At 61.6% G+C, this 20,043-nt stretch carries 18 protein-coding genes and 1 pseudogene; 15 read left to right on the plus strand and 4 right to left on the minus strand.

Annotated elements, in window-relative coordinates:
- Positions 1–18 precede the first annotated feature (18 nt).
- Positions 19–918 (minus strand): LysR family transcriptional regulator, encoded by a 900-nt coding sequence (locus HJB84_RS08570; RefSeq protein WP_207585247.1) that lies wholly within the window; start codon positions 916–918, stop codon positions 19–21.
- A gap of 117 nt (positions 919–1,035) precedes the next feature.
- On the opposite strand from HJB84_RS08570, the gene HJB84_RS08575 reads away from it, so the two are divergent.
- The 9 genes from HJB84_RS08575 (at position 1,036) to HJB84_RS33505 (ending at position 9,383) form a co-directional block, all read left to right on the plus strand.
- Positions 1,036–1,968 (plus strand): VOC family protein, encoded by a 933-nt coding sequence (locus tag HJB84_RS08575; RefSeq protein ID WP_221115704.1) that lies wholly within the window; start codon positions 1,036–1,038, stop codon positions 1,966–1,968.
- 128 nt (positions 1,969–2,096) lie between these two features.
- Positions 2,097–2,225, plus strand: a complete 129-nt coding sequence (locus HJB84_RS33500) for a hypothetical protein (protein WP_259669602.1) — start codon at positions 2,097–2,099, stop codon at positions 2,223–2,225.
- Positions 2,226–3,119: 894 nt separating this feature from the next.
- Positions 3,120–3,809, plus strand: coding sequence for a hydrolase (locus tag HJB84_RS08580; RefSeq protein ID WP_207585249.1), 690 nt, complete (start codon positions 3,120–3,122; stop codon positions 3,807–3,809).
- Positions 3,810–3,874: 65 nt separating this feature from the next.
- On the plus strand, positions 3,875–4,162 hold the full coding sequence (locus HJB84_RS08585; protein ID WP_207585250.1) for a XapX domain-containing protein: 288 nt from the start codon (positions 3,875–3,877) through the stop codon (positions 4,160–4,162).
- Positions 4,162–6,144, plus strand: a complete 1,983-nt coding sequence (locus HJB84_RS08590) for an amidohydrolase (protein ID WP_207585251.1) — start codon at positions 4,162–4,164, stop codon at positions 6,142–6,144. Before HJB84_RS08585 ends, HJB84_RS08590 begins: the two co-directional genes overlap by 1 nt.
- Positions 6,145–6,319: 175 nt before the next feature.
- On the plus strand, positions 6,320–6,763 hold the full coding sequence (locus HJB84_RS08595) for a DoxX family protein (protein WP_207585252.1): 444 nt from the start codon (positions 6,320–6,322) through the stop codon (positions 6,761–6,763).
- Positions 6,760–8,358, plus strand: a complete 1,599-nt coding sequence (locus tag HJB84_RS08600; protein WP_207585253.1) for an MFS transporter — start codon at positions 6,760–6,762, stop codon at positions 8,356–8,358. Before HJB84_RS08595 ends, HJB84_RS08600 begins: the two co-directional genes overlap by 4 nt.
- A gap of 167 nt (positions 8,359–8,525) precedes the next feature.
- Positions 8,526–9,203 carry a YoaK family protein gene (locus tag HJB84_RS08605; RefSeq protein WP_207585254.1) on the plus strand — a complete coding sequence of 226 codons (678 nt, stop codon included), beginning with the start codon at positions 8,526–8,528 and terminating at the stop codon, positions 9,201–9,203.
- Positions 9,204–9,254: 51 nt separating this feature from the next.
- Positions 9,255–9,383 (plus strand): hypothetical protein, encoded by a 129-nt coding sequence (locus tag HJB84_RS33505; RefSeq protein ID WP_259669622.1) that lies wholly within the window; start codon positions 9,255–9,257, stop codon positions 9,381–9,383.
- Here HJB84_RS33505 and HJB84_RS08610 read toward each other — a convergent pair.
- Positions 9,349–9,498: pseudogene (locus HJB84_RS08610) on the minus strand (helix-turn-helix domain-containing protein); the annotation flags it as partial. The gene HJB84_RS33505 and the pseudogene HJB84_RS08610 sit on opposite strands and share 35 nt — an antisense overlap.
- Positions 9,499–10,061: 563 nt before the next feature.
- Here HJB84_RS08610 and HJB84_RS08615 point away from each other — a divergent pair.
- Entirely contained in the window at positions 10,062–12,386 is a 2,325-nt protein-coding gene (locus HJB84_RS08615) for an EAL domain-containing protein (RefSeq protein ID WP_221115705.1), read from the plus strand.
- A gap of 41 nt (positions 12,387–12,427) precedes the next feature.
- Here the strand turns inward: HJB84_RS08615 and HJB84_RS08620 are convergent, their stop codons facing one another.
- Both HJB84_RS08620 and HJB84_RS08625 read right to left on the minus strand, forming a co-directional pair.
- Positions 12,428–13,150 carry a response regulator transcription factor gene (locus HJB84_RS08620; RefSeq protein WP_207585256.1) on the minus strand — a complete coding sequence of 241 codons (723 nt, stop codon included), beginning with the start codon at positions 13,148–13,150 and terminating at the stop codon, positions 12,428–12,430.
- Entirely contained in the window at positions 13,147–14,400 is a 1,254-nt protein-coding gene (locus tag HJB84_RS08625; protein WP_207585257.1) for a sensor histidine kinase, read from the minus strand. The genes HJB84_RS08620 and HJB84_RS08625 overlap by 4 nt, the downstream gene beginning before the upstream one ends.
- A gap of 280 nt (positions 14,401–14,680) precedes the next feature.
- Here HJB84_RS08625 and HJB84_RS08630 point away from each other — a divergent pair, with 280 nt between their 5' ends.
- The 5 genes from HJB84_RS08630 to HJB84_RS08650 all read left to right on the plus strand — a co-directional run bounded on the left by HJB84_RS08630 (position 14,681) and on the right by HJB84_RS08650 (position 20,040).
- On the plus strand, positions 14,681–15,697 hold the full coding sequence (locus HJB84_RS08630; RefSeq protein ID WP_207585258.1) for an ABC transporter substrate-binding protein: 1,017 nt from the start codon (positions 14,681–14,683) through the stop codon (positions 15,695–15,697).
- 71 nt (positions 15,698–15,768) lie between these two features.
- Positions 15,769–17,220: a sugar ABC transporter ATP-binding protein gene (locus tag HJB84_RS08635; RefSeq protein WP_207585259.1), complete on the plus strand. Its 1,452-nt coding sequence runs from the start codon at positions 15,769–15,771 to the stop codon at positions 17,218–17,220.
- On the plus strand, positions 17,217–18,164 hold the full coding sequence (locus HJB84_RS08640) for an ABC transporter permease (RefSeq protein WP_221115706.1): 948 nt from the start codon (positions 17,217–17,219) through the stop codon (positions 18,162–18,164). Before HJB84_RS08635 ends, HJB84_RS08640 begins: the two co-directional genes overlap by 4 nt.
- On the plus strand, positions 18,161–19,111 hold the full coding sequence (locus tag HJB84_RS08645; RefSeq protein WP_207585261.1) for an ABC transporter permease: 951 nt from the start codon (positions 18,161–18,163) through the stop codon (positions 19,109–19,111). Before HJB84_RS08640 ends, HJB84_RS08645 begins: the two co-directional genes overlap by 4 nt.
- Positions 19,112–19,125: 14 nt before the next feature.
- A complete protein-coding gene (locus HJB84_RS08650) occupies positions 19,126–20,040 on the plus strand; it encodes an SMP-30/gluconolactonase/LRE family protein (protein ID WP_221115707.1) in 915 nt (304 codons plus the stop codon).
- Positions 20,041–20,043: the final 3 nt, after the last annotated feature.

A 20,043-nucleotide genomic window follows, 5' to 3' on the forward strand; every position in this document is an offset into this window, starting at 1 on the left:
CGTCGTCCTAACTGAACGTCAATCCAGCATGACCATGTGCGCCGGGACTTGCTCTTCGAAGAACTTCGAGAAGGATGCGATCCGGGGCGGCAGGGCCTGATATGGCGGGTAGTAGAGCGTCAACCACAGGTCGGGCGGAGCCCATCCCTTGAAGACATGGACAAGACGACCGCTGCGGATGTGGTCGGCAATATTGAACCCCGGTAGCATGGCAACGCCCACACCGTCGGCGGCCATGTCCGCCAGAACCTCGCCACTGTTGGCGCTGAAGGCCCGACCTGCCGAAATCGTCATGCTGGATCCACCATCCGATAGCACCCAGTTCTCGCGCCGGCTCTCACCGCTATAGGCGAGACAGTCGTCAGGTGTCAGTTCGTTCGGGTGCTGCATTTCGGCGAACCGACTCCCGGGCGCCGCGATGAGTATCCGAGGAACGGCACGGATCTTGCGCCAGATCGTGAACTTGTCCGATGGTTGGGATGAGATGCGGATCGCCAGGTCGTAGTCGTCATCGACAATGTTCACCAATCCATCGGACAGCGAGATCTCGAAGCTCATCTTTGGATATCGTTCCTTGAATCCTGAAAGGATCGGCGGCAGCACTGCCTTTCCGAACCATGTCGGCGCGCTGATCCGGAGCCGCCCTTCGTCAGCCTTGTGAGTGTTCATCACCTCGCGCCGTGCGTCTTCGAGCGTCTTCACCGCAGGCTGGATCTGCGCGGCAAAGATCGCGCCATCGGTCGTGAGGGAAACCTGCCTCGTAGTGCGCACAAAGAGCTGAACGCCGAGTTCTGCCTCGAGCGCGGCGATGGCACGCGTGACGGCTGCGGGTGTCATGTCCAGTTCGCGGGCTACCTGGGCGAAATTCCGCTTCTCGGCGGCGAGGAGGAAGGTTCGGAGAGCTTTGTAATCGTTCATATCATTGTTTCAAAAATTGCAATTCAATCACAAGGAATATTGCAATTCTCGGCGGCGATCAACCGGCCTACATTCATATCAACACACGAACATCAACGCCCATTGAAAGGCATCGACATGATCAAGGATATCAAGGGACTGCATCACGTGACCTCGATGGCATCGGATGCGCGGCAGAACAACCGCTTCTTCACCGACACGTTGGGCCTGCGCCGCGTCAAGCAGACAGTCAACTTTGACGACCCAAGCGTCTATCATCTGTATTACGGCGACGAGAACGGCTCAGCCGGGACGGTCATGACCTACTTCCCGTTCCAGAACATGATGCTGGGGCGTCCAGGCGTGGGCGAGGTCGGTGAAACGCAGTTCTCCGTGCCGAAGGGTTCGCTGAAGTTCTGGCAGGATCGCTTCACCGCTCAAGGTGTCGACGGGCTGGAAACGGACACCGTCTTTGGTGCCAACCGTCTTCGTTTCATGGGACCGGATGGCGACAGCCTTGCGCTTATCGAGTCCGCCGACGATACCCGCGCCCCATGGCTGGGCGACGGTATCCCTAGCGATGCTGCCATCCGCGGTTTCGCCGGCGCTCGCTTCAGCCTGCACGATATCGCAGCGACTGAAGAACTGCTCGGCTTCATGGGCTACCAACGCGCCGAAAAGGAGGGCGATGTGACTCGCTTCATCATTCCAAACGGAAACGGAGCGGACACGATCGATCTTGCAGCACTGCCGAAGACGCCTTTTGCCCGTCAGGGTGCGGGTTCGGTCCACCATATCGCGTTTGCGGTCGACAACCGCGAGAAGCAGCTTGAGGTGCGCAAGGCGCTGATGGATACCGGATATCAGGTCACGCCCGTCATCGACCGCGACTATATCTGGGCGATCTACTTCCGCACGCCGGGTGGCGTTCTGTTCGAGGTTGCCACGAACGAGCCGGGCTTCAACCGAGACGAGGACACCGCGCATCTCGGCGAAGCACTCAAGCTCCCGAGCCGATACGAGGAATTCCGGGATGAGATCCAGGCCAACCTCGTGCCGCTGGCGGCCTGATGCCCAGCATTGATCGTCATGTGACGAAGAACTTGAAGCGTCGCGGATCCCTGAATCGCGGCGCTTCAGTGCGTCCTGCGCGAACGCCCGCAGCGATGAGCTATGTGGGCGTTGAGGGCGAGGGCGATATGCGCGACGAGAGAGCGGTCCGCGCCATCCTGACCGATCAGGGGCAGGAGGGCAGCGCCGATATCCCGCACCGTAGGATCATCCATGCCGCGACAGACAGCCAGATCATTCAGCCCTCACCTGTCTGATCCGCGAGTTCGGTCAGATGCTTCCGCGGGAGATGTATGACGAATGCTTCGAACTTTCCGCGGACGGCGATTGCCGCGCCCTGCGCAGACTTATGAGACAGACGGATCCTTTGGGATAAGATCTTCGGAGGAGAGGGCGGTCTGTTCTGCCATATGTCGGAATGCTCGACTCGATCAGATGGAGCACGATGAGAAACGCGTCGTCGGCCGGATATGACCACGGCAGGATCCCGCTCGGTGTAACCTCTGGCGACATAGGCCATTGTCATCTCGGCTTCCCGAAGAGGCCTCGTCACGAGAGTGCGTGCACTGCCCGCCTGGACCCATTCGCCCATATTGTTGGCGACCGCCGATGCTCCCTCACAATGAACTCTTATGAAGAGGGCGTGGAGGTCGAACAGACTTCCCGAGCCGCTGGTTTGCAAATTTCCGCTCAATCCACCGTTGTGGCGCGTCGGGTCATATTAGGATAGTTTCTCGCGCGAAGTTCGCCGCAGGTCTTGTCGAATAGTCAGATCCATGGAACGAAAGACAGGCAAATCTGGCCGCGCGCGCTGGAGCGGCCCAGGCGTTTCGGCGCCAGATTCCAGGCGTGGTTCCGACTCCCCTGATCGGGCGAGCGGCGGGCGCTTCCCCACTACGGAACGGCGCAAGCTGAGGCTTGATGTCCATTGTTGCGAAATGTGTAATTCATTCGCAAGTAATATTGCAATTCCGTGTCGAGAGCCGACGCAATAGATTTCTATTCAGCAGCCAAGACAACGAGTGAGCGGCTCTCAAAGGGAACCCGCAACACTCCAAGGATTGCAGAACGAGCGTCGTGCCGCGGCATCCGATGCTGCTGCCCATTCTGACACCGCACAGGCGGTCCAAACAACCGAAGAGGAATTGACTATGTCCAAGCTCGAAGTCCTGACCCCGGCAAACAGCCAGCTCATCTTCATCGACCAGCAGCCGCAGATGGCGTTCGGTGTGCAGTCGATTGATCGCCAGACACTGAAGAACAATGTCGTCGGCCTTGCCAAGGCCGCCAAGATCTTCAACGTCCCCACCACGATCACCACGGTCGAAACCGAATCCTTCTCGGGCAATACTTTTCCGGAACTGCTCGCCGTCTACCCGGAGAACGATATTCTCGAGCGGACCTCTATGAACTCCTGGGACGACCAGAACGTCCGTGACGCGCTGGCGAAGAATGCCGCCAACGCACGCAAGAAGATCGTCGTCTCGGGGCTCTGGACGGAAGTCTGCAACACGACCTTCGCACTCTCCGCCCTCCACGACGTTCCGGAATACGAGATCTACATGGTCGCCGACGCTTCGGGCGGCACTTCGTCCGACGCACACAAATACGCGATGGATCGCATGGTGCAGGCAGGCGTGATCCCGGTCACCTGGCAGCAGGTTCTGCTCGAGTGGCAGCGCGACTGGGCCCGCAAGGAGACCTACGACGCGGTCACCACGCTTGTGAAGGAACACTCCGGCGCCTATGGCATGGGCATCGACTATGCCTACACCCACGTCCACAAGGCCGCCGAACGCGTCGCCCACGGCAAGCGCATCGGCCCGAACCCCGCCAAGTAAGGCCTGCTCGGCCCGCTCCGATAACCCCGTCGGGGCGGTCTTTCCGTCATTCTGGAGGACATCCCATGAAAATCTATCTCCTGTCGCTCGGTGCAGGCCTGCTTGTCGGCATCGTCTACAGCCTGCTCAACGTCCGCTCACCCGCACCGCCGGTCATCGCTCTAGTCGGCCTTCTCGGAATTCTTGTCGGCGAACAGATCATACCGCTCGCAAAGACCTTGTGGAGCAAGGAGCCGGTAGCCGTCTCATGGCTTCATCAGATCAAGCCGCACATGTTCGGTCACCTACCCAAGGGCGGCGATCGTATCGACGTTGCTCATCGCGCAGACGGCCAAGTAGAGGAGCGGAGCTGATGACGACGCGGCGAACCTTCCTTGGAGGAGCATCAAGCCTGGCGTTTTCGAACCTCTTCTCACCGGCGAAAGCCGCCGATCTCAACCAGACCCGAGTAGACACCATGCATCCCGACCTGATCCTTCACAACGGCCGCATCACCACACTTGACCGGACCAATCCGAACGCGACGGCGATCGCCATCAAGGACGGGCTGTTCTTGGAGGTCGGATCCGACAGCGAGATCATGGTGTTGGCTGGCCCCGACACCAGGATCGTCGACCTCAAGGGCAAGCGCGTCCTGCCGGGCCTGATTGACAACCATACCCACGTTATTCGCGGTGGCCTGAACTACAACATGGAACTGCGCTGGGACGGCGTGCGCTCGCTCGCAGATGCCATGGACATGCTGAAGCGCCAGGTGGCGATCACGCCCGCGCCGCAATGGGTGCGCGTTGTCGGCGGGTTCACCGAACATCAGTTCGCCGAAAAGCGTCTGCCGACGATCGAGGAGATCAATGCGATCGCTCCCGATACCCCGGTCTTCCTGTTGCATCTATACGATCGGGCACTCCTGAATGGCGCGGCCCTGCGCGCCGTCGGCTACACCCGCGATACGCCGAACCCGCCGGGTGGTGAAATCACCCGTGATGCCAATGGCAATCCGACTGGCATGCTGCTGGCCAAGCCGAATGCAGGCATTCTCTACTCGACGCTCGCCAAGGGGCCGAAGCTTCCTCTGGACTATCAGGTAAACTCGACCCGCCACTTTATGCGCGAACTGAACCGCCTTGGCGTGACCGGAGTGATCGACGCGGGCGGCGGCTTCCAGAACTATCCGGACGATTACGAGGTCATCCAGAAGCTGTCGGACGAGAACCAGATGACGGTTCGTCTGGCCTACAATCTCTTCACGCAGAAACCGAAGGAAGAAAAGCAGGATTTTCTGAACTGGACGCAGTCGGTCAAATACAAGCAGGGCAACGACTATTTCCGTCACAACGGTGCCGGCGAAATGCTTGTCTTCTCCGCCGCCGATTTCGAGGATTTTCGACAGCCACGTCCTGAAATGGCTCCGGAGATGGAAGGCGAGCTGGAAGTGGTGGTCCGGGTTCTTGCCGAAAACCGTTGGCCGTGGCGCATGCACGCCACCTATGACGAGACCATCTCCCGCTCGCTCGACGTGTTCGAGAAGGTCAACAGGGACATCCCGCTCAAAGGCCTCAACTGGTTCTTCGATCACGCGGAGACCATATCGGAACGGTCGATCGACCGCATTGCGGCACTTGGCGGCGGCATCGCCACTCAGCATCGCATGGCCTATCAGGGCGAATATTTCGTCGAGCGCTACGGCCATGGCGTGGCGGAAGCCACGCCGCCGATCAAGCGCATGCTCGACAAGGGCGTGAATGTCTCGGCAGGTACGGATGCCACCCGTGTCGCCTCCTACAATCCGTGGGTCTCGCTCTCGTGGATGGTGACCGGCAAGACAGTTGGCGGAATGCAACTCTACCCGCGTGCCAACTGCCTTGATCGCGAGACGGCGCTTCGCATGTGGACCGAAATGGTCACCTGGTTCTCGAACGAAGAGGGCAAGAAGGGCCGTATCGAAAAGGGCCAGTTCGCTGATCTGGTCGTGCCGGACAAGGACTTCTTCTCCTGCGCCGAGGACGAAATCTCGTTCCTCGTTTCGGAGCTGACCATGGTCGGTGGCAAGATCGTCTACGGCGCGGGCGACTTCAAGACGCTCGACGAGAACGACATCCCGCCCGCGATGCCCGACTGGTCTCCTGTCCGCAAATTCGGCGGCTATGCCGCCTGGGGCGAGCCGGAAGGTGCCGGTGCCCGTTCGTTACGCCGCACGGCAATCTCCACATGCGGATGTGCCAGCGATTGCGGCGTGCATGGGCATGATCATGCCGGTGCTTGGACGTCCAAACTTCCGATCGCCGACCTCAAGGGATTCTTCGGCGCTCTCGGCTGCTCCTGCTGGGCAGTCTGATCTCGGCTTCACGCTTGGGCGGCCACGCCGCCGCCCGAGCAATCCATTTCATAATTTCAAAAATCGCAATTGAATCGAAACGATTGCTGCAATTGTTGGCAGGGCGGTAACCAGCCAATATCGCTCCATCAAACGCAGCCGCTCGTTCAGACCGGCGAACCTGCAGGGAGCAGATATGACCAACCAATCACATATGTCGAATCCAGTTCGGAGCAGTCTGGCCCGCGTCGTCGGCTCTCCTGTCACGCGAACGGTGTCGCTGCTGGCGCTCTGCGCCGCCTATATCCAGGGACCGCTCACCAAGATCTTCGATTTCAACGGCGCATTGGCCGAGATGGATCATTTCGACCTCCATCCAGCGGCCTTCTTCGCAGTCGCCGTCATCGTCTTCGAACTCACGGCTTCCGCCATGGTGGTCTCGGGCTTCCTGCGCTGGACAGGCGCCCTGGCGCTGGCTGGCTTCACGCTTCTCGCGACCTTCATCGCGCTCCGCTTCTGGGAAATGGCCCCGGGCATGGACCGTATGATGGCGGCCAACGCCTTCTTCGAGCACCTGGGCCTCGCAGGCGCATTCGTCTTCGTTGCAGCATTTGACCTCACCAAGGGAGCAGGCAAATGAGTGCCGCAAAATCATCCGGGGGAACCTTCGGGCCCCTCGCACAGCCAGTCTTCGCTGTTCTGTGGATCGCCACCGTCGTTGGCAACACCGGAAGTTTCATGCGCGACGTCGCCAGCTCCTGGCTGATGACGGATCTGTCCGCATCGCCCGCCGCAGTCGCCATGGTTCAGGCGGCCGGAACCCTGCCGATCTTCCTGCTTGCCATCCCGGCAGGCGTTCTCACCGACATCCTCGATCGCCGCAAGTTCCTGATCGCTGTCCAGCTCCTGCTGGCATCCGTCAGTATATCCCTGGTGGTTCTGTCCCAGACAGGCATGCTTTCGGTCAGCGCGCTGATCGGCCTGACCTTCCTCGGCGGCATTGGCGCCGCGTTGATGGGGCCGACCTGGCAGGCGATCGTTCCGGAACTGGTGAAGCGTGAGGACGTGAAGAGCGCGGTGGCGCTCAACTCGCTCGGCATCAATATCGCCCGCTCCATCGGGCCTGCTGCGGGCGGCCTGCTTCTCGCAGCCTTTGGAGCCGGGATCACCTATGGCGCGGATGTCGCAAGCTACATCGTGGTGATCGCAGCTCTGGTCTGGTGGCCACGGGCGAAGGATGCAAACGACGCGCTTCAGGAGAACTTCTTCGGTGCCTTCCGCGCCGGACTTCGCTACACCCGCTCCAGCAGACCGATGCATGTCGTCCTCCTGCGGGCCGCCATCTTCTTCGCCTTCGCCAGCGCCGTCTGGGCGCTCCTCCCGCTCGTCGCCCGGCAACTGCTCGGTGGGGATGCCAGCTTCTACGGCATCCTGCTTGGTGCGGTCGGAGCTGGTGCGATCGGTGGAGCCTTGGTCATGCCGAGGCTGCGCGAACGCCTGAGCTCGGACGGTCTGCTTCTTGGCGCAGCACTGATCACCGCAGTCGTCTTGGGTGTCCTGTCGCTTGCCCCGCCGAAGATCGTCGCCATCATCGTTCTTATGTTCCTCGGGGGCGCATGGATCACCGCCCTGACCACGCTCAACGGCGCAGCGCAGGCTGTTCTACCCAACTGGGTGCGCGGTCGTGGTCTTGCCGTCTACCTGACCGTATTCAATGGTGCGATGACTGCCGGAAGCCTCGGCTGGGGTGCTGTCGGCGAAGCTGTTGGCATCCAGTCTACCTTGCTCATTGGAGCGGCTGGTCTTCTCGTTGCCGGTTTCATCATGCATCGCGTGAAGCTTCCTGCAGGCGATGCCGACATGGTGCCGTCCAACCACTGGCCCGAACCGCTTGTCGCCGAGCCGATCGCCCATGACCGTGGTCCGGTTCTGATCCTGATCGAGTACAAGGTCGAGAAGCAGCACCGCAGTGCGTTCCTGCACGCAATCGATTATCTGTCCAAGGAGCGTCGCCGCGATGGAGCATATGGCTGGGGCGTTACCGAAGACTCGGCTGACCCGGAGAAGATCGTCGAGTGGTTCATGGTGGAATCCTGGGCCGAACACCTTCGCCAGCACCGGCGGGTTTCCAATGCAGACGCCGACCTTCAGGGCAAAGTTCTGACCTACCACGTCGGCCCGGAGAAGCCCGTCGTCCGTCACTTCTTGACCATCAATCGGCCTGATGCCGCATAACGAAAACGCAAAGGTCAGGGCGGCTTCGGCCGCCCTTTCCATTATGTCGCCTGGCGCAATGAATTCGAAACAATTGATGCAATTGCGAGAGCCGACGATCAGCGGCAAAACTCAGGTGCCGTGCGAGACACGAAATTACGGCAACAGCATCAGTCGAGGTCACGATCATGAAACTTCCTTCCCTTCCCACACTCCTGAGCTTTAATGGCGGCTATGTCGACACACTCGGCTTCCTGTCGCTTTCCGGGCTGTTCACCGCCCATGTCACTGGAAACTTCGTGACGCTAGGTGCCACGTTGGCGCACGGTCTGGACGGAGCATTGTCAAAACTCCTGGCACTACCGATGTTTTGTCTGGTCGTTTTTGTATCACGTCTGGTCTGCCTGAAACTTCAAAGTCGGGATCGCTCACCCATCCGGCCAATGCTTGTCGTCAAGCTGCTGCTGTTTGTGGGAGTTGCTGCCTACGCACTCTTTCATGGCCCGTTTCGGGCTGAAGAAGGGGCCGTCACACTGGCGGTCGGCATGGCCCTGGTTTCGGCGATGGCTATTCAGAATGGGCTTCACAAGGCGCATCTGTCGAAAGCGCCGCCTTCCACGCTGATGACCGGCACGACCACGCAGATCATGCTCGATCTCGCGGACATTCTGGCCGATCCGAAAGCCGACGAAGTCGTGACAGCGAAAGCACGGGTTAAAAAGATGGCAGCAGCCGTCGCGACCTTCGCCCTCGGCTGCGGTGTCGGCGCTGTCGGTTACATGTACGCTCCCGCAGCGGCGTTCAGCCTGCCTGCGGTAATTGCCACGGTCGCGCTCTTTGCAAGCAGCGCAGGTGCCGAGTCCTGAAACCCGACAGCCCCTTCGATATTGATCCGTCGAATCGAAAAGGACACCACTATGGACATCGGCAGTGAAGCAGGCGGCGTCGCCAGCCTGATCGCCCCCATTCTGAAATATCTCGGTCGCGGAATATTGCTGGGGCTCGAAATCCTAGCGTTACCGCATAACCCCGAACGCCGTCGCTGATCCGGCTGTTCGACGGCCGGCCGATCGCCTTGTGCCGCACCGACGCCGCGCCGCCAGTGCCGATACGGTTCAGCAGTCGGCAAACCTGGCGCTCGCTCAACTCAAGCACACATGCGCCGCGCTGCGAAGATTCTCGCTATGGCGACGATTGCATGGCCGCGATCGCTCCAGCGAAAGCAGACCGGCTGCACCGGCATGGTCATAAGCCTGCAGCATGAGGCCGAGCAGTAAGTTGACATTGACCAGCATATCAAGAGGCGAGACTGTCGCATCTCTAACTGGCCCAACTGTCGCATTACTAAATAGAATGTACCCTCCTACATCACAATGTGGCGTAATCTGTCTTATGGAACTTAGGGGATCGCGGTTGCCGCCGGATTGGCAGCCTTCGGAATATACAACCTTGTCGCGGCGCGGTACCGCGTCATTTCCGGTCCGTCCTTGGCAGACGCCAAAGCGTTCACTCCCGCTGGGGAGCTCCTGAATACCACTTTGTCAGAGGTCGGCTTGCTTCGGCCGAAGCTGCGGTTTGTGGCCACCTTTATTCGCGGCTTGCCAGGTGACGCTTTTTCTCGTCTTTTCGTTGTGGTTTATGCATGGATTAGTTGCATTTTAATGATGCCTATATGATTTCGTTAGGTCCGCTTTGGCACCCTCCCCCCACCTTCGGGAGATGCCATGTTCACTGTGCTTTCATGTATCGCCGACCAGCATGACTGGACGTTGCTTTTCGTTGCCCTGGCGATCTGCTGCTTCGGCAGCCTGACGGCAGTCTTCATGCTGACGCGTGCGCAGGAATGCGTGCGGCACCACCACCACTACTGGCTCATCGCCGCTGCCGTCGTTCTCGGCGCCAGCACCTGGGCAACCCATTTTATCGCGATGCTGGCCTATGCCGGTCCGGTGCCCATCGGCTACGACGGCCCTCTGATCGTTCTGTCGATTATCGCCGCCGTCGTTCTGTTTGCGGTAGCGGTTGAAATCGCTTTCATGAATGCTAGCCGGCTTGTCCAGGCGTCTGGTGGCGTCTTGGTCGGCATTGCCATTGCGGCGATGCACTTCGTGGGGCTGCTCGCGATCACGCCTTTCAGCATGGTCTCACTCGCCGTAGATAAATCGATCGTTGCGTGTATGTTGGCAATCGTGTTCGGCATGGTTGCGGTTGCCGTCCTACGGCGGAGCGCAGGCAGCCGTTCCTACATTTTCGCCAGCGCGGCGTGTATCGTCCTGGCGATCTGCAGCCTGCATACCGTGTCGATGAGCGGTGTCCAGATCACCCCTTCCGCCGAGCCCGTCCATGCCGATTTGTCATCGGTCGATCGGATCGCCATCGCCATCGCTGTATCGATCATCTCGACATTGATCCTGCTCGGAGCCGCCGCAGCCCTGTTTCTTGACCGTCATTTGACCGATCTGCGCGGGCTGGCGAACGCCTCGTTCGAGGGGCTCGTCATTGCCCAGGAGAATGTCGTCATCGATCTCAACGAGAAATTCGCGGCGATGGCCGGTAAGGCAGCTGCGCTTCTGAAAGGGCAACCGGTCGAGGCGGTGCTTGCGATCGAAAGACGCCTTGGCATCGACACCTGCCAAGGCGCCGTGTTCCGAGAGGGCCAGGACAGGATTCCGGTCGAGATCCTTGCTCGAACGATCGAATATCGTGGGCGCGAGTGCCAGGTCATAGCCGTACGCGATCTGACCGAGCGCCGTGAGGCGAGCCGCAGGATCGAGCATATGGCGCGCCATGACCCATTGACCGGCCTCGCGAACCGTCGCGAGTTTGACCGGCGTTTCGAGATGGCGATTGCCGGCGCTGCAGAAACACCAAGCGGGCTGGCGCTTCTTGCCCTCGATCTGGACCGTTTCAAACTCGTCAACGACACGTTCGGCCATGCTGAGGGGGACGCAGTTCTTCAGCGGGTTGCGCAGGTCTTGGTCCGCACCTTGCCACCGCATGTCACGATCGCTCGCATGGGCGGAGACGAATTCTGCATCATCCTCGCAAATACGTCCCGCCAACAGACGGAAGCGTTGTCGGCCGATCTGCTGAAGGCTTTCGCCGGCGAGTTCGCAGATCTCGCAACCTCTTCGGGATTCGGCGCCAGCATCGGCATTGCCTTGTACCCGGAGCACGGCGTTACCGATCGGCGCCTCAGAAACAATGCCGACATGGCGCTTTACCGGGCCAAGAGCGGCGGCCGCGGCAGAGCCTGCACATTCGAGCAGGCGATGGACATTGAATTGCATGCCAAGCGGCAGCTCGAGCATGATCTGCGGCACGCACTCGGCAAAGGTGATCTGTTCCTCGTCTACCAGAGGATCGTTGACACATCCTCGCAAGAGCCGTGCGGTTACGAGGCATTGTTGCGATGGCGTCATGCAAGCAGAGGCATCCTTGCACCGGCAGACTTCATCACTGTCGCCGAAGAAACCGGCTGCATCATCCCCATCGGGATCTGGGTCCTGGAAGAAGCTTGCAGCGAAGCAGCCTCGTGGAAAACCCCGCTGACGATCGCGGTCAACATCTCGCCGGTTCAGTTTCTGATGCCGAACCTGGTGGAGCAGTTCTCGCAAATTCTTGCGAAAACCGGACTGCAGCCTGACCGCCTGGAGCTTGAGATCACCGAGTCGGCGCTGTTTCACGATCGGGCTGCCGTCCTTTCCACGCTCGGTCAGCTGCGCTCGATGGGGATCCGGATCGTCCTGGACGACTTCGGGACCGGTTATTCCTCGCTCAGCAACCTCCGCGATTTTCCGTTCGACAAGCTGAAAATCGATAGACGCTTCCTTGCCGGCATCGGCGTCGATCCCACCATCAGGGCGCTGTTTGAGAATGTCATCGAGATGGCGTCGACGCTCAACCTGCCGGTAATTGCCGAAGGGGTCGAGACGCAGGAACAGCTTGCGATCCTTCATGCAAGCCATCCGGCGCAGATGCAGGGCTTCCTGTTCGGCAAGCCCGAGGCAGCACCGAGCAGCCGCGCGCCGTTGAAAGCCATCGCCTGATCCGCCTGGGCAGAATTATGGGGTTTCCAGCAAGCTCCGGACTACTTTCCGTCTAGCCACTCCTGCAGCTCTGCCTCGGCCCGCTCCAGAGCGCTGTAGTTCAGCAGCTTGCGCAGGAAAGCCACCGTAATGGCGCGGGCGCGGAGATTGAAGCGGCCGTCCTCGTGGTCGTCGCCGGCGCTCTGGTAGACGTCGAGCTTGTCGTAGAGCTGCTGCAGGCGGTTCTGCACGCTACGCAGCGACAGGCTGCGGCGTTTGGCAATGGCCCGGTCGGTGAGACCGAGCGCGATATCGACGAGGATCTCGTATTCGGAATCGGTAAAGCCGTTCGCCTGGCCGAGGCTCTTTTGCTGCAGGCCGCGCACCTCGCGGTCGATGACGCACTGGCTCTCGATGAAGATCGAGCGCAGCGCCAGCTTCAGCCGCTCGTCGGAGGCGGATTTCAGCACATAGCCGTAGGCTGCGCCATCCGGCACGATGCGCGAGACGCCGCGCACATAGGCCTCGTCCGAATAATTCGACCAGAACAGGATGCGGGTCTCCGGCCGCTCCTTCCAGATGGTGCGTGCCGCCTCGATGCCGTTGCGGCTGACCATCTGCAGGTCCATGACGATATGCGCCGACTTGTGGTCGCGGGCGAGCTTCTCGCCGACGGTGCCGTTCTCAGCCTCGATCACCGTATCGCATTCCGGCAGGGCGGCGTTGACAGCCTCATGCAGATAGGAACGGTGCAGCGGGTCGTCCTCGACGATCAGAACCTTCATCGTGTCTCTCCTCGGTCCGGGCCGCTCGCCGGGTCGTGCGGGGTTAGCGGTAGCACGACGCGCACCACAGTCCCGCGATTGTTGTGGCCGGGGCCGGTGGCGAAGCGCGCTGAGATCAGCCGCGCACGGGTCTTCATATTGTCGATGCCGCCGCCGATCCGTCCCCGCGCCTTGGCGAGCCCGGTCCCATCGTCGAAGATTTCGATCGACAGCCGCTCCCCGTCGGCCTCAAGCCGCACGGTCACGGCCAGCGGGGCGGCATGGCGCACCGCATTGTTGATCGCCTCCTGGGCGATCCGGAATAGCGCGACGCTGACGGTCGGTTCCAACCGCTCCAGTGCACCATGCGTTTCGTCGACGAGGCCCCATTCGATGGCCGATCCCGTGTCGCGGGTCGATCGGTCGAGATGATGCTCGATCGCCTGCGCGAGACCGAAGAGCTGGAGCACCGAGGGCTTTGCCTGTTCGATGATCTGCCGCAGATCCTGCATGCAATGCTGCAGGGAACGGGAGACCGGCTCCAGCGCCTCGGGCGCCACCTCGCCGTTGCGCGACAGCCGGTCGATCCGGCGGGCAAGCCGCGTCAGGTCGGCAAGCGTCTGGTCGTGCAGGTCCATGCCGATCCGCTGGCGTTCCTGCTCCAGTGCCTCGGTCAGCTTCAGCGCCCCCTGCCGCAATCCCTCCTCGCGGGCGCGAGCCTCCGCCTCGACGATGGCCGAGCGTTGCGCCTGCTCGGCAGCCTGCAGCGCGAAGAAATAGGGGGTCAGCAGGTCGGCGATGATGCGGGCGCGTTCGATATCCTCCATCGTGTAGACGCCCGCCGTTCGCGACGAACAGGAGAGCGCGGCGATGATCGTGCCCTGCACCTTCATCGGCACATGCAGGCGGCTCCTCAGCGACTCTTCGACGATCGGCCGCTTGAAGGCGCCCTCGAAGTGGAAACGCGGGTCCGTCATGGCGTCGTCCGCCAGCAGAAAGTCCACCTCGCCCCAGAGCAGCGAACGGATCGGGCTGTTGACCACGGGCGCGCCGGCAAGGTTGCCCCAGGCGGTTTCGATGCCCGTCTCGTAGGCCGTATGGTAGTTGCCTCCCTCAAGAAGCACACAGACATCGAGATGGTCGTGCGGGATGATATGAGCGACTTCGGCCGCAACCGAACGGATAGCCGAGCGGAAGTCGAGCTGGCCCGCGAGCAGCCGAGAAATACCGAGATAGTGGTCGAACATGGCTGCGGGTGCGAGATGCAGCATGGTAGTTCCTCCCCGAGACGGCAGCAGGCTCCTCAACCCGCGGCGATCCCCTTGCAGTAAGCGCCCACGGAAGCGCCGCCGTCTTGCGTAAACCCGCAGCTAATTGCGCAAAACCCGCAAACGACTTGCTGCCTTGCCCCTGTACAGGCCGGTCGATCTCCCGCATCCTGCCCTTACTGAGAGGAGGAAGCTCAGTGCAAGAACAATTTTCACTCGAGCCCGATTGGGTTGGCAGGAGTGAAGCGATCCGCCGACCAGCGCGATCATCAGGGAGGAAGACATGACAATCCGCAAGATGCTTCTGGCATCGGCCGCTATTGCTTGCGCCGCGATGCCCGTTTCCGCCTTTGCCGACACAGCGGCCAAGAAAATCGCCCTTTCCAACAACTATGCCGGCAATTCGTGGCGCCAAGCCATGCTGACGAGCTGGGGAAAGGTGACGGGTGAAGCCGTGAAGGCCGGCGCCGTTGCCGCAGCCGACCCTTTCACCACCGCCGAGAACCAGGCGACGGAACAGGCCGCGCAGATCCAGAACATGATCCTGCAGGGCTATGACGCCATCGTGCTGAACGCAGCCTCGCCGACGGCGCTGAACGGCGCGGTCAAGGAGGCCTGCGACGCCGGCATCACCGTCGTTTCCTTTGATGGCATCGTGACCGAGCCCTGCGCCTGGCGCATCGCCGTCAACTTCAAGGAAATGGGCCGCAGCGAAGTCGAGTACCTGTCGAAGAAACTGCCTGATGGCGGCAACCTGCTCGAAATCCGCGGCCTTGCCGGTGTCTTCGTCGACGACGAGATCTCGGCAGGCATCCACGACGGCGTCAAGCAGTTCCCGCAGTTCAAGATTGTCGGCTCCGTTCATGGAGACTGGGCGCAAGACGTGGCGCAGAAGGCTGTTGCCGGCATCCTGCCGAGCTTGCCCGACATCGCCGGCGTGGTAACGCAGGGCGGCGACGGTTATGGCGCCGCACAGGCGATTGCGGCGACAGACCGGAAGATGCCGATCATTATCATGGGCAACCGTGAAGACGAACTGAAGTGGTGGAAGGAGCAGAAAGAGGCGAAGAGCTACGAGACCATGTCCGTGTCCATCGCGCCGGGTGTCTCCACGCTCGCCTTCTGGGTCGCCCAGCAGATCCTCGACGGCAAGCAAGTCAAGAAGGACCTCGTCGTGCCCTTCCTGCGCATCGACCAGGACAATCTCGAAACCAACCTTGCCAATACCCAGGCCGGCGGCGTTGCCAACGTGGAATACACGCAGGCAGACGCGATCAAGGTCATCGAGTCGGCAAAGTAAATCTCCCGGCGACCGCCGCGCGCCCGCAAATGGCCGCGCGGCATTCTTTGCAAGCAGGCATGGCGGGCAGCATGGATGAGGTTTTGAAGGCGGTGATCGCCGTCGATGGCGCCAAGGTGAGCTTCGGCGCGGTCAGGGCGCTCGACGGCGTCACACTCCGCGTCATGCCGGGCGAATGCGTCGGGCTCGTCGGACATAACGGAGCCGGCAAATCGACGATCGTCAGCGTGATCAACGGCGGCCTCACACCGCACGAAGGAAGTGTGGCAAGCGACGGCGAGCGGCTGGAGCGCTATGGCATCAACGTGGCGCGAGCCCGCGGCGTGCGCTGCGTCTTCCAGGAGCTTTCGCTCTGTCCCAACCTCTCCATCGTCGAGAACACGCGCATCATGCATCGTCATCTCGGCGGTTTCGGCTGGCGCAGGCGCGCCGAAAAAATCATCGAGAAGAGCCTCGATGCCGTCTTTCCCGGCCATGGTATCGACAGCAGCCGGGCCGTGGGCGATCTTTCGATCGCCGAGCGGCAGATGGTCGAGATATCAATGGCCTTTTCCGACGCCGGTGTTGCGCCGCGGCTGGTGATCCTCGACGAACCGACCTCGTCACTCGATGCAAGCCTTGCCCGCCAGATGCTCGATCATGTCCGCCGCTTCATCGCCGCCGGCGGATCGGTCATCTTCATCTCGCATATTCTGCACGAGATCCTCGAAACCTCCGACCGCATCGTCGTCATGAAGGACGGCCGCGTCGTCGCCGAGCGTCCGGCGCAGGGCTTCGACCATCACGGCCTTGTGGAAGCGATGGGCACCGTCGCCAAGGAGGAAACCAAGCAGCGCCCGGGGCGCGAACAATCCACCGCTCCGCTCATTCTGTCCCATCAGACGAAAGGCCTGCCCTTCGCTGCCCGCAAGGGAGAAATCATCGGACTGGCGGGACTGGCCGGCCACGGGCAGACCGAACTGCTGCTTGCCCTGCATGCCGCCCAGTCCGGCAACTGGCTGCCTGAGCGCGATCCGCTCGTCACCTTCGTCGCCGGCGACCGCCGCCTTAACGGCGTCTTCGAACTCTGGAGCATCCTGCGCAACTTCTCCATCGCCTCGCTCGGTGACCTCACCCGGCGCGGCCTGATCCTTTCCGGCGAAGAGGAGATGAAGGGCGCCGACTGGAGGCGGCGGATCGAAATCCGCACGCCCGATATGGCCAATCGCATCCTGTCGCTTTCCGGCGGCAACCAGCAGAAGGTGCTCTTCGCCCGCGCACTTTCAACGCGCGCGCCGATCGTGCTGATGGACGATCCGATGCGCGGCGTCGACGTCGGGACCAAGCAGGAGGTCTACGCCATCATCCGCGACGAAGCGGCGCGTGGCCGCACCTTCATCTGGTACTCGACCGAAATGGACGAAGTGAGCCTCTGTGACCGCGTCTACGTCTTCCGCGAAGGCCGCATCACCGCCGAACTTGCGGGCGACGCGGTCAACGAGAAGAATATCATCGCCGCCTCCTTCGAAGGGCTCGCCGCATGACGTTCCGGCTGTCGTCCCACGCCATGCGTCTTGCCATCCCCGCTCTGTCGCTGACGCTGCTGCTCGCCGCCGTCTTCTGGCTGCAGCCGCGCGCCATGAGCTATGTCGGGCTCAACCTGCTGTTCAATCTGGCTGTGCCCATCGCGCTGGCGACGATCGCCCAGATGCTGGTGATGGCGGTCAACGATCTCGATCTCTCGATGGGCACCTTCGTCAGCTTCGTCGCCTGCGTAACCGCAACCTTTCTGCGGGATGCTCCACTGACCGGCATCCTGATCCTTGCCGGCGCGATCGCCATCTATGCGGGCCTCGGTGTCGTCATCCATTTGCGCAACCTGCCGTCCATTGTCGTCACCCTCGGTATGAGCTTCGTCTGGGGCGGCCTTGCCGTGCTGTTGCTGCCGGCACCCGGCGGTCAGGCGCCGGACTGGGTGCGCTGGCTGATGACCGTCAAACCGCCACTGGTGCCGATGGCGATCGTCGCCAGTATTATCATCGCCGCTGTCGCTCATCTTCTCGTTATGCGCTCCTCGCTTGGCGTGCTGATCCGCGGCATCGGCGGCAACCAGCGCTCGGTCGAGCGCGCCGGCTGGTCGATTGTCGCAGCGCGCGCCAGCGCCTACGGTCTTGCCGGCTTGTTTGCGGTGCTTGCCGGCATCGCCCTCGTCGGCCTGACGACCTCCGCCGATGCCAATATCGCGCTGCGCTACACGTTGCTGTCGATCGCCGGCGTCATCCTCGGCGGCGGCGAGTTCATCGGCGGCCGCGTCTCCCCTGTCGGCGCCGTCATCGGCGCGTTGACCCTGACGCTTGCCGGCTCGTTCCTATCCTTCCTGCGCATCTCGCCGGACTGGCAGATCGGGGCTCAGGGCGCGATCCTGATCATCGTGCTCGCGCTTCGCCTGATGCTGAACCGCTTGGAGAAGCGGGAGAAACGCCGATGACCGCACTCCTCAGCCTTTTCGGCAAACCCTGGATCTGGTCGTGGCTTGCCGCGTTCATCGTCTGGTTCCTGACGATCATGGTGACGCTCGGCGCCAGCACGCTCGGCCTGTCGCAGGCAGCACTCACCTTCGCTGCCTTCTCGGTCATCGTCGGCATCGGCCAGATGTTCGTCATCACTCTCGGTCCCGGCAATATCGATCTCTCGGTTCCCGCCACGATGACGCTTGCCGGCACGGTGGCGCTGAAGCTGATGAATGTCGAAAACGGCATGATCCTGCCCGGCCTTCTCGGTGCCGTCGTCATCGGCCTTGTCGTCGGCCTCGGCAATTATGCGCTGATCAAGGCGCTGCGCATTCCGCCGATCATCGCCACGCTGTCCATGAGCTTCATCGTCCAGTCCGCCGCGATCTGGACGAACCGGGGATTGCGCATCAAGCCTCCGAGCATGCTTGCGGAGTTCACCACCTCGAACACGCTCGGCGTGCCGAATGTGGCGATCGTCGCGCTCGTCATCTCGCTGCTTGCCTGGTTCCTGCTCGAGAAGACGATCTACGGGCGCTGGATCTCGGCGATCGGCCAGAGCATGCCGGCGGCGCGCATGGCCGGCATACCGGTGGACGGCACACGCTTCGTCACCTATCTGTTCTGCGCTGTGCTCGCCGCGGTCGCAGGCTATTTGCTTGCCTGTTTCTCCGGCGGCGCGGCGCTCAATATGGGCTCGGAATATCTGCTGATGTCGATCGCCGTCGTCGTGATCGGCGGCACGGCGGTTGCCGGCGGCGATTCCAACGTGCCGGGTATCTGGGGTGCATCGCTCTTCATGTTCCTGGTCGTCTCGATGCTCAACACTTACGGGGTCGGCGCGGGCATCCGCCTCATCATGACCGGCCTCATCATCATCAGCGTCATCATGCTCGCCGGCGGTCGCCGGGCCGGCATGCGATAAACGGAAAGACCGCCATGGCCGAGGCCAGCATCTACGAAATCCACGACCAGCGCTTCCGGCAGCTGATCGTGACGAGCGCCGCTCTCGACGAACTTTATTCCGGTTGCCGCTGGGCGGAGGGTCCCGTCTGGTTCAACGATGCGAACCAGCTGCTGTGGAGCGACATTCCCAATCAGCGCATGCTGCGATGGACGCCCGAGAGTGGTGTCTCCGTCTACCGGCAACCCTCCAACTTCGCCAACGGCCATACACGCGACCGGCAGGGGCGGCTGATCTCCTGCGAACATGGCGCCCGCCGCGTCACGCGCACCGAGGTCGATGGCTCGATCACCGTGCTCGCCGATCGTTTCGAGGGCGCCAAGCTGAATTCGCCGAACGACGTGGTGGTGAAATCCGACGGCACGATCTGGTTCACCGACCCCACCTACGGCATCATGTCGGACTATGAAGGCTATCGCGCCGTACCGGAGCAGCCGACCCGCAACGTCTACCGGCTCGATCCGGCGACCGGGGGGCTTGCGACTGTCGCCACCGATTTCATCCAGCCGAATGGCCTTGCCTTCTCCCCCGACGAGACGATTCTCTACGTGGCGGATTCAGCCGCAAGCCATGATGAGAGCCTGCCGCGCCATATAAGGGCTTTCGACGTGGTCGACGGCCTCAGGCTTCAAAACGGCCGCGTCTTCTGCCTGATCGACAGCGGCATTCCGGACGGCATCCGCACCGACGTGAACGGAAACCTCTGGTCGAGTGCTGGCGATGGCGTGCATTGTTTCGATCCGATGGGAAAACTGATCGGCAAGATCCGCGTGCCGCAAACCGTCGCCAACCTCACCTTCGGCGGGTCGAGGCGCAACCGGCTGTTTATTGCGGCGACGCGTTCGGTTTATTCGGTCTATGTCGCAGTCAGCGGTGCTCAGATGCCGTAGAGC

Origin of the sequence: Rhizobium sp. NZLR1b (assembly GCF_019685155.1) — a bacterium.
GTDB lineage: Bacteria > Pseudomonadota > Alphaproteobacteria > Rhizobiales > Rhizobiaceae > Rhizobium.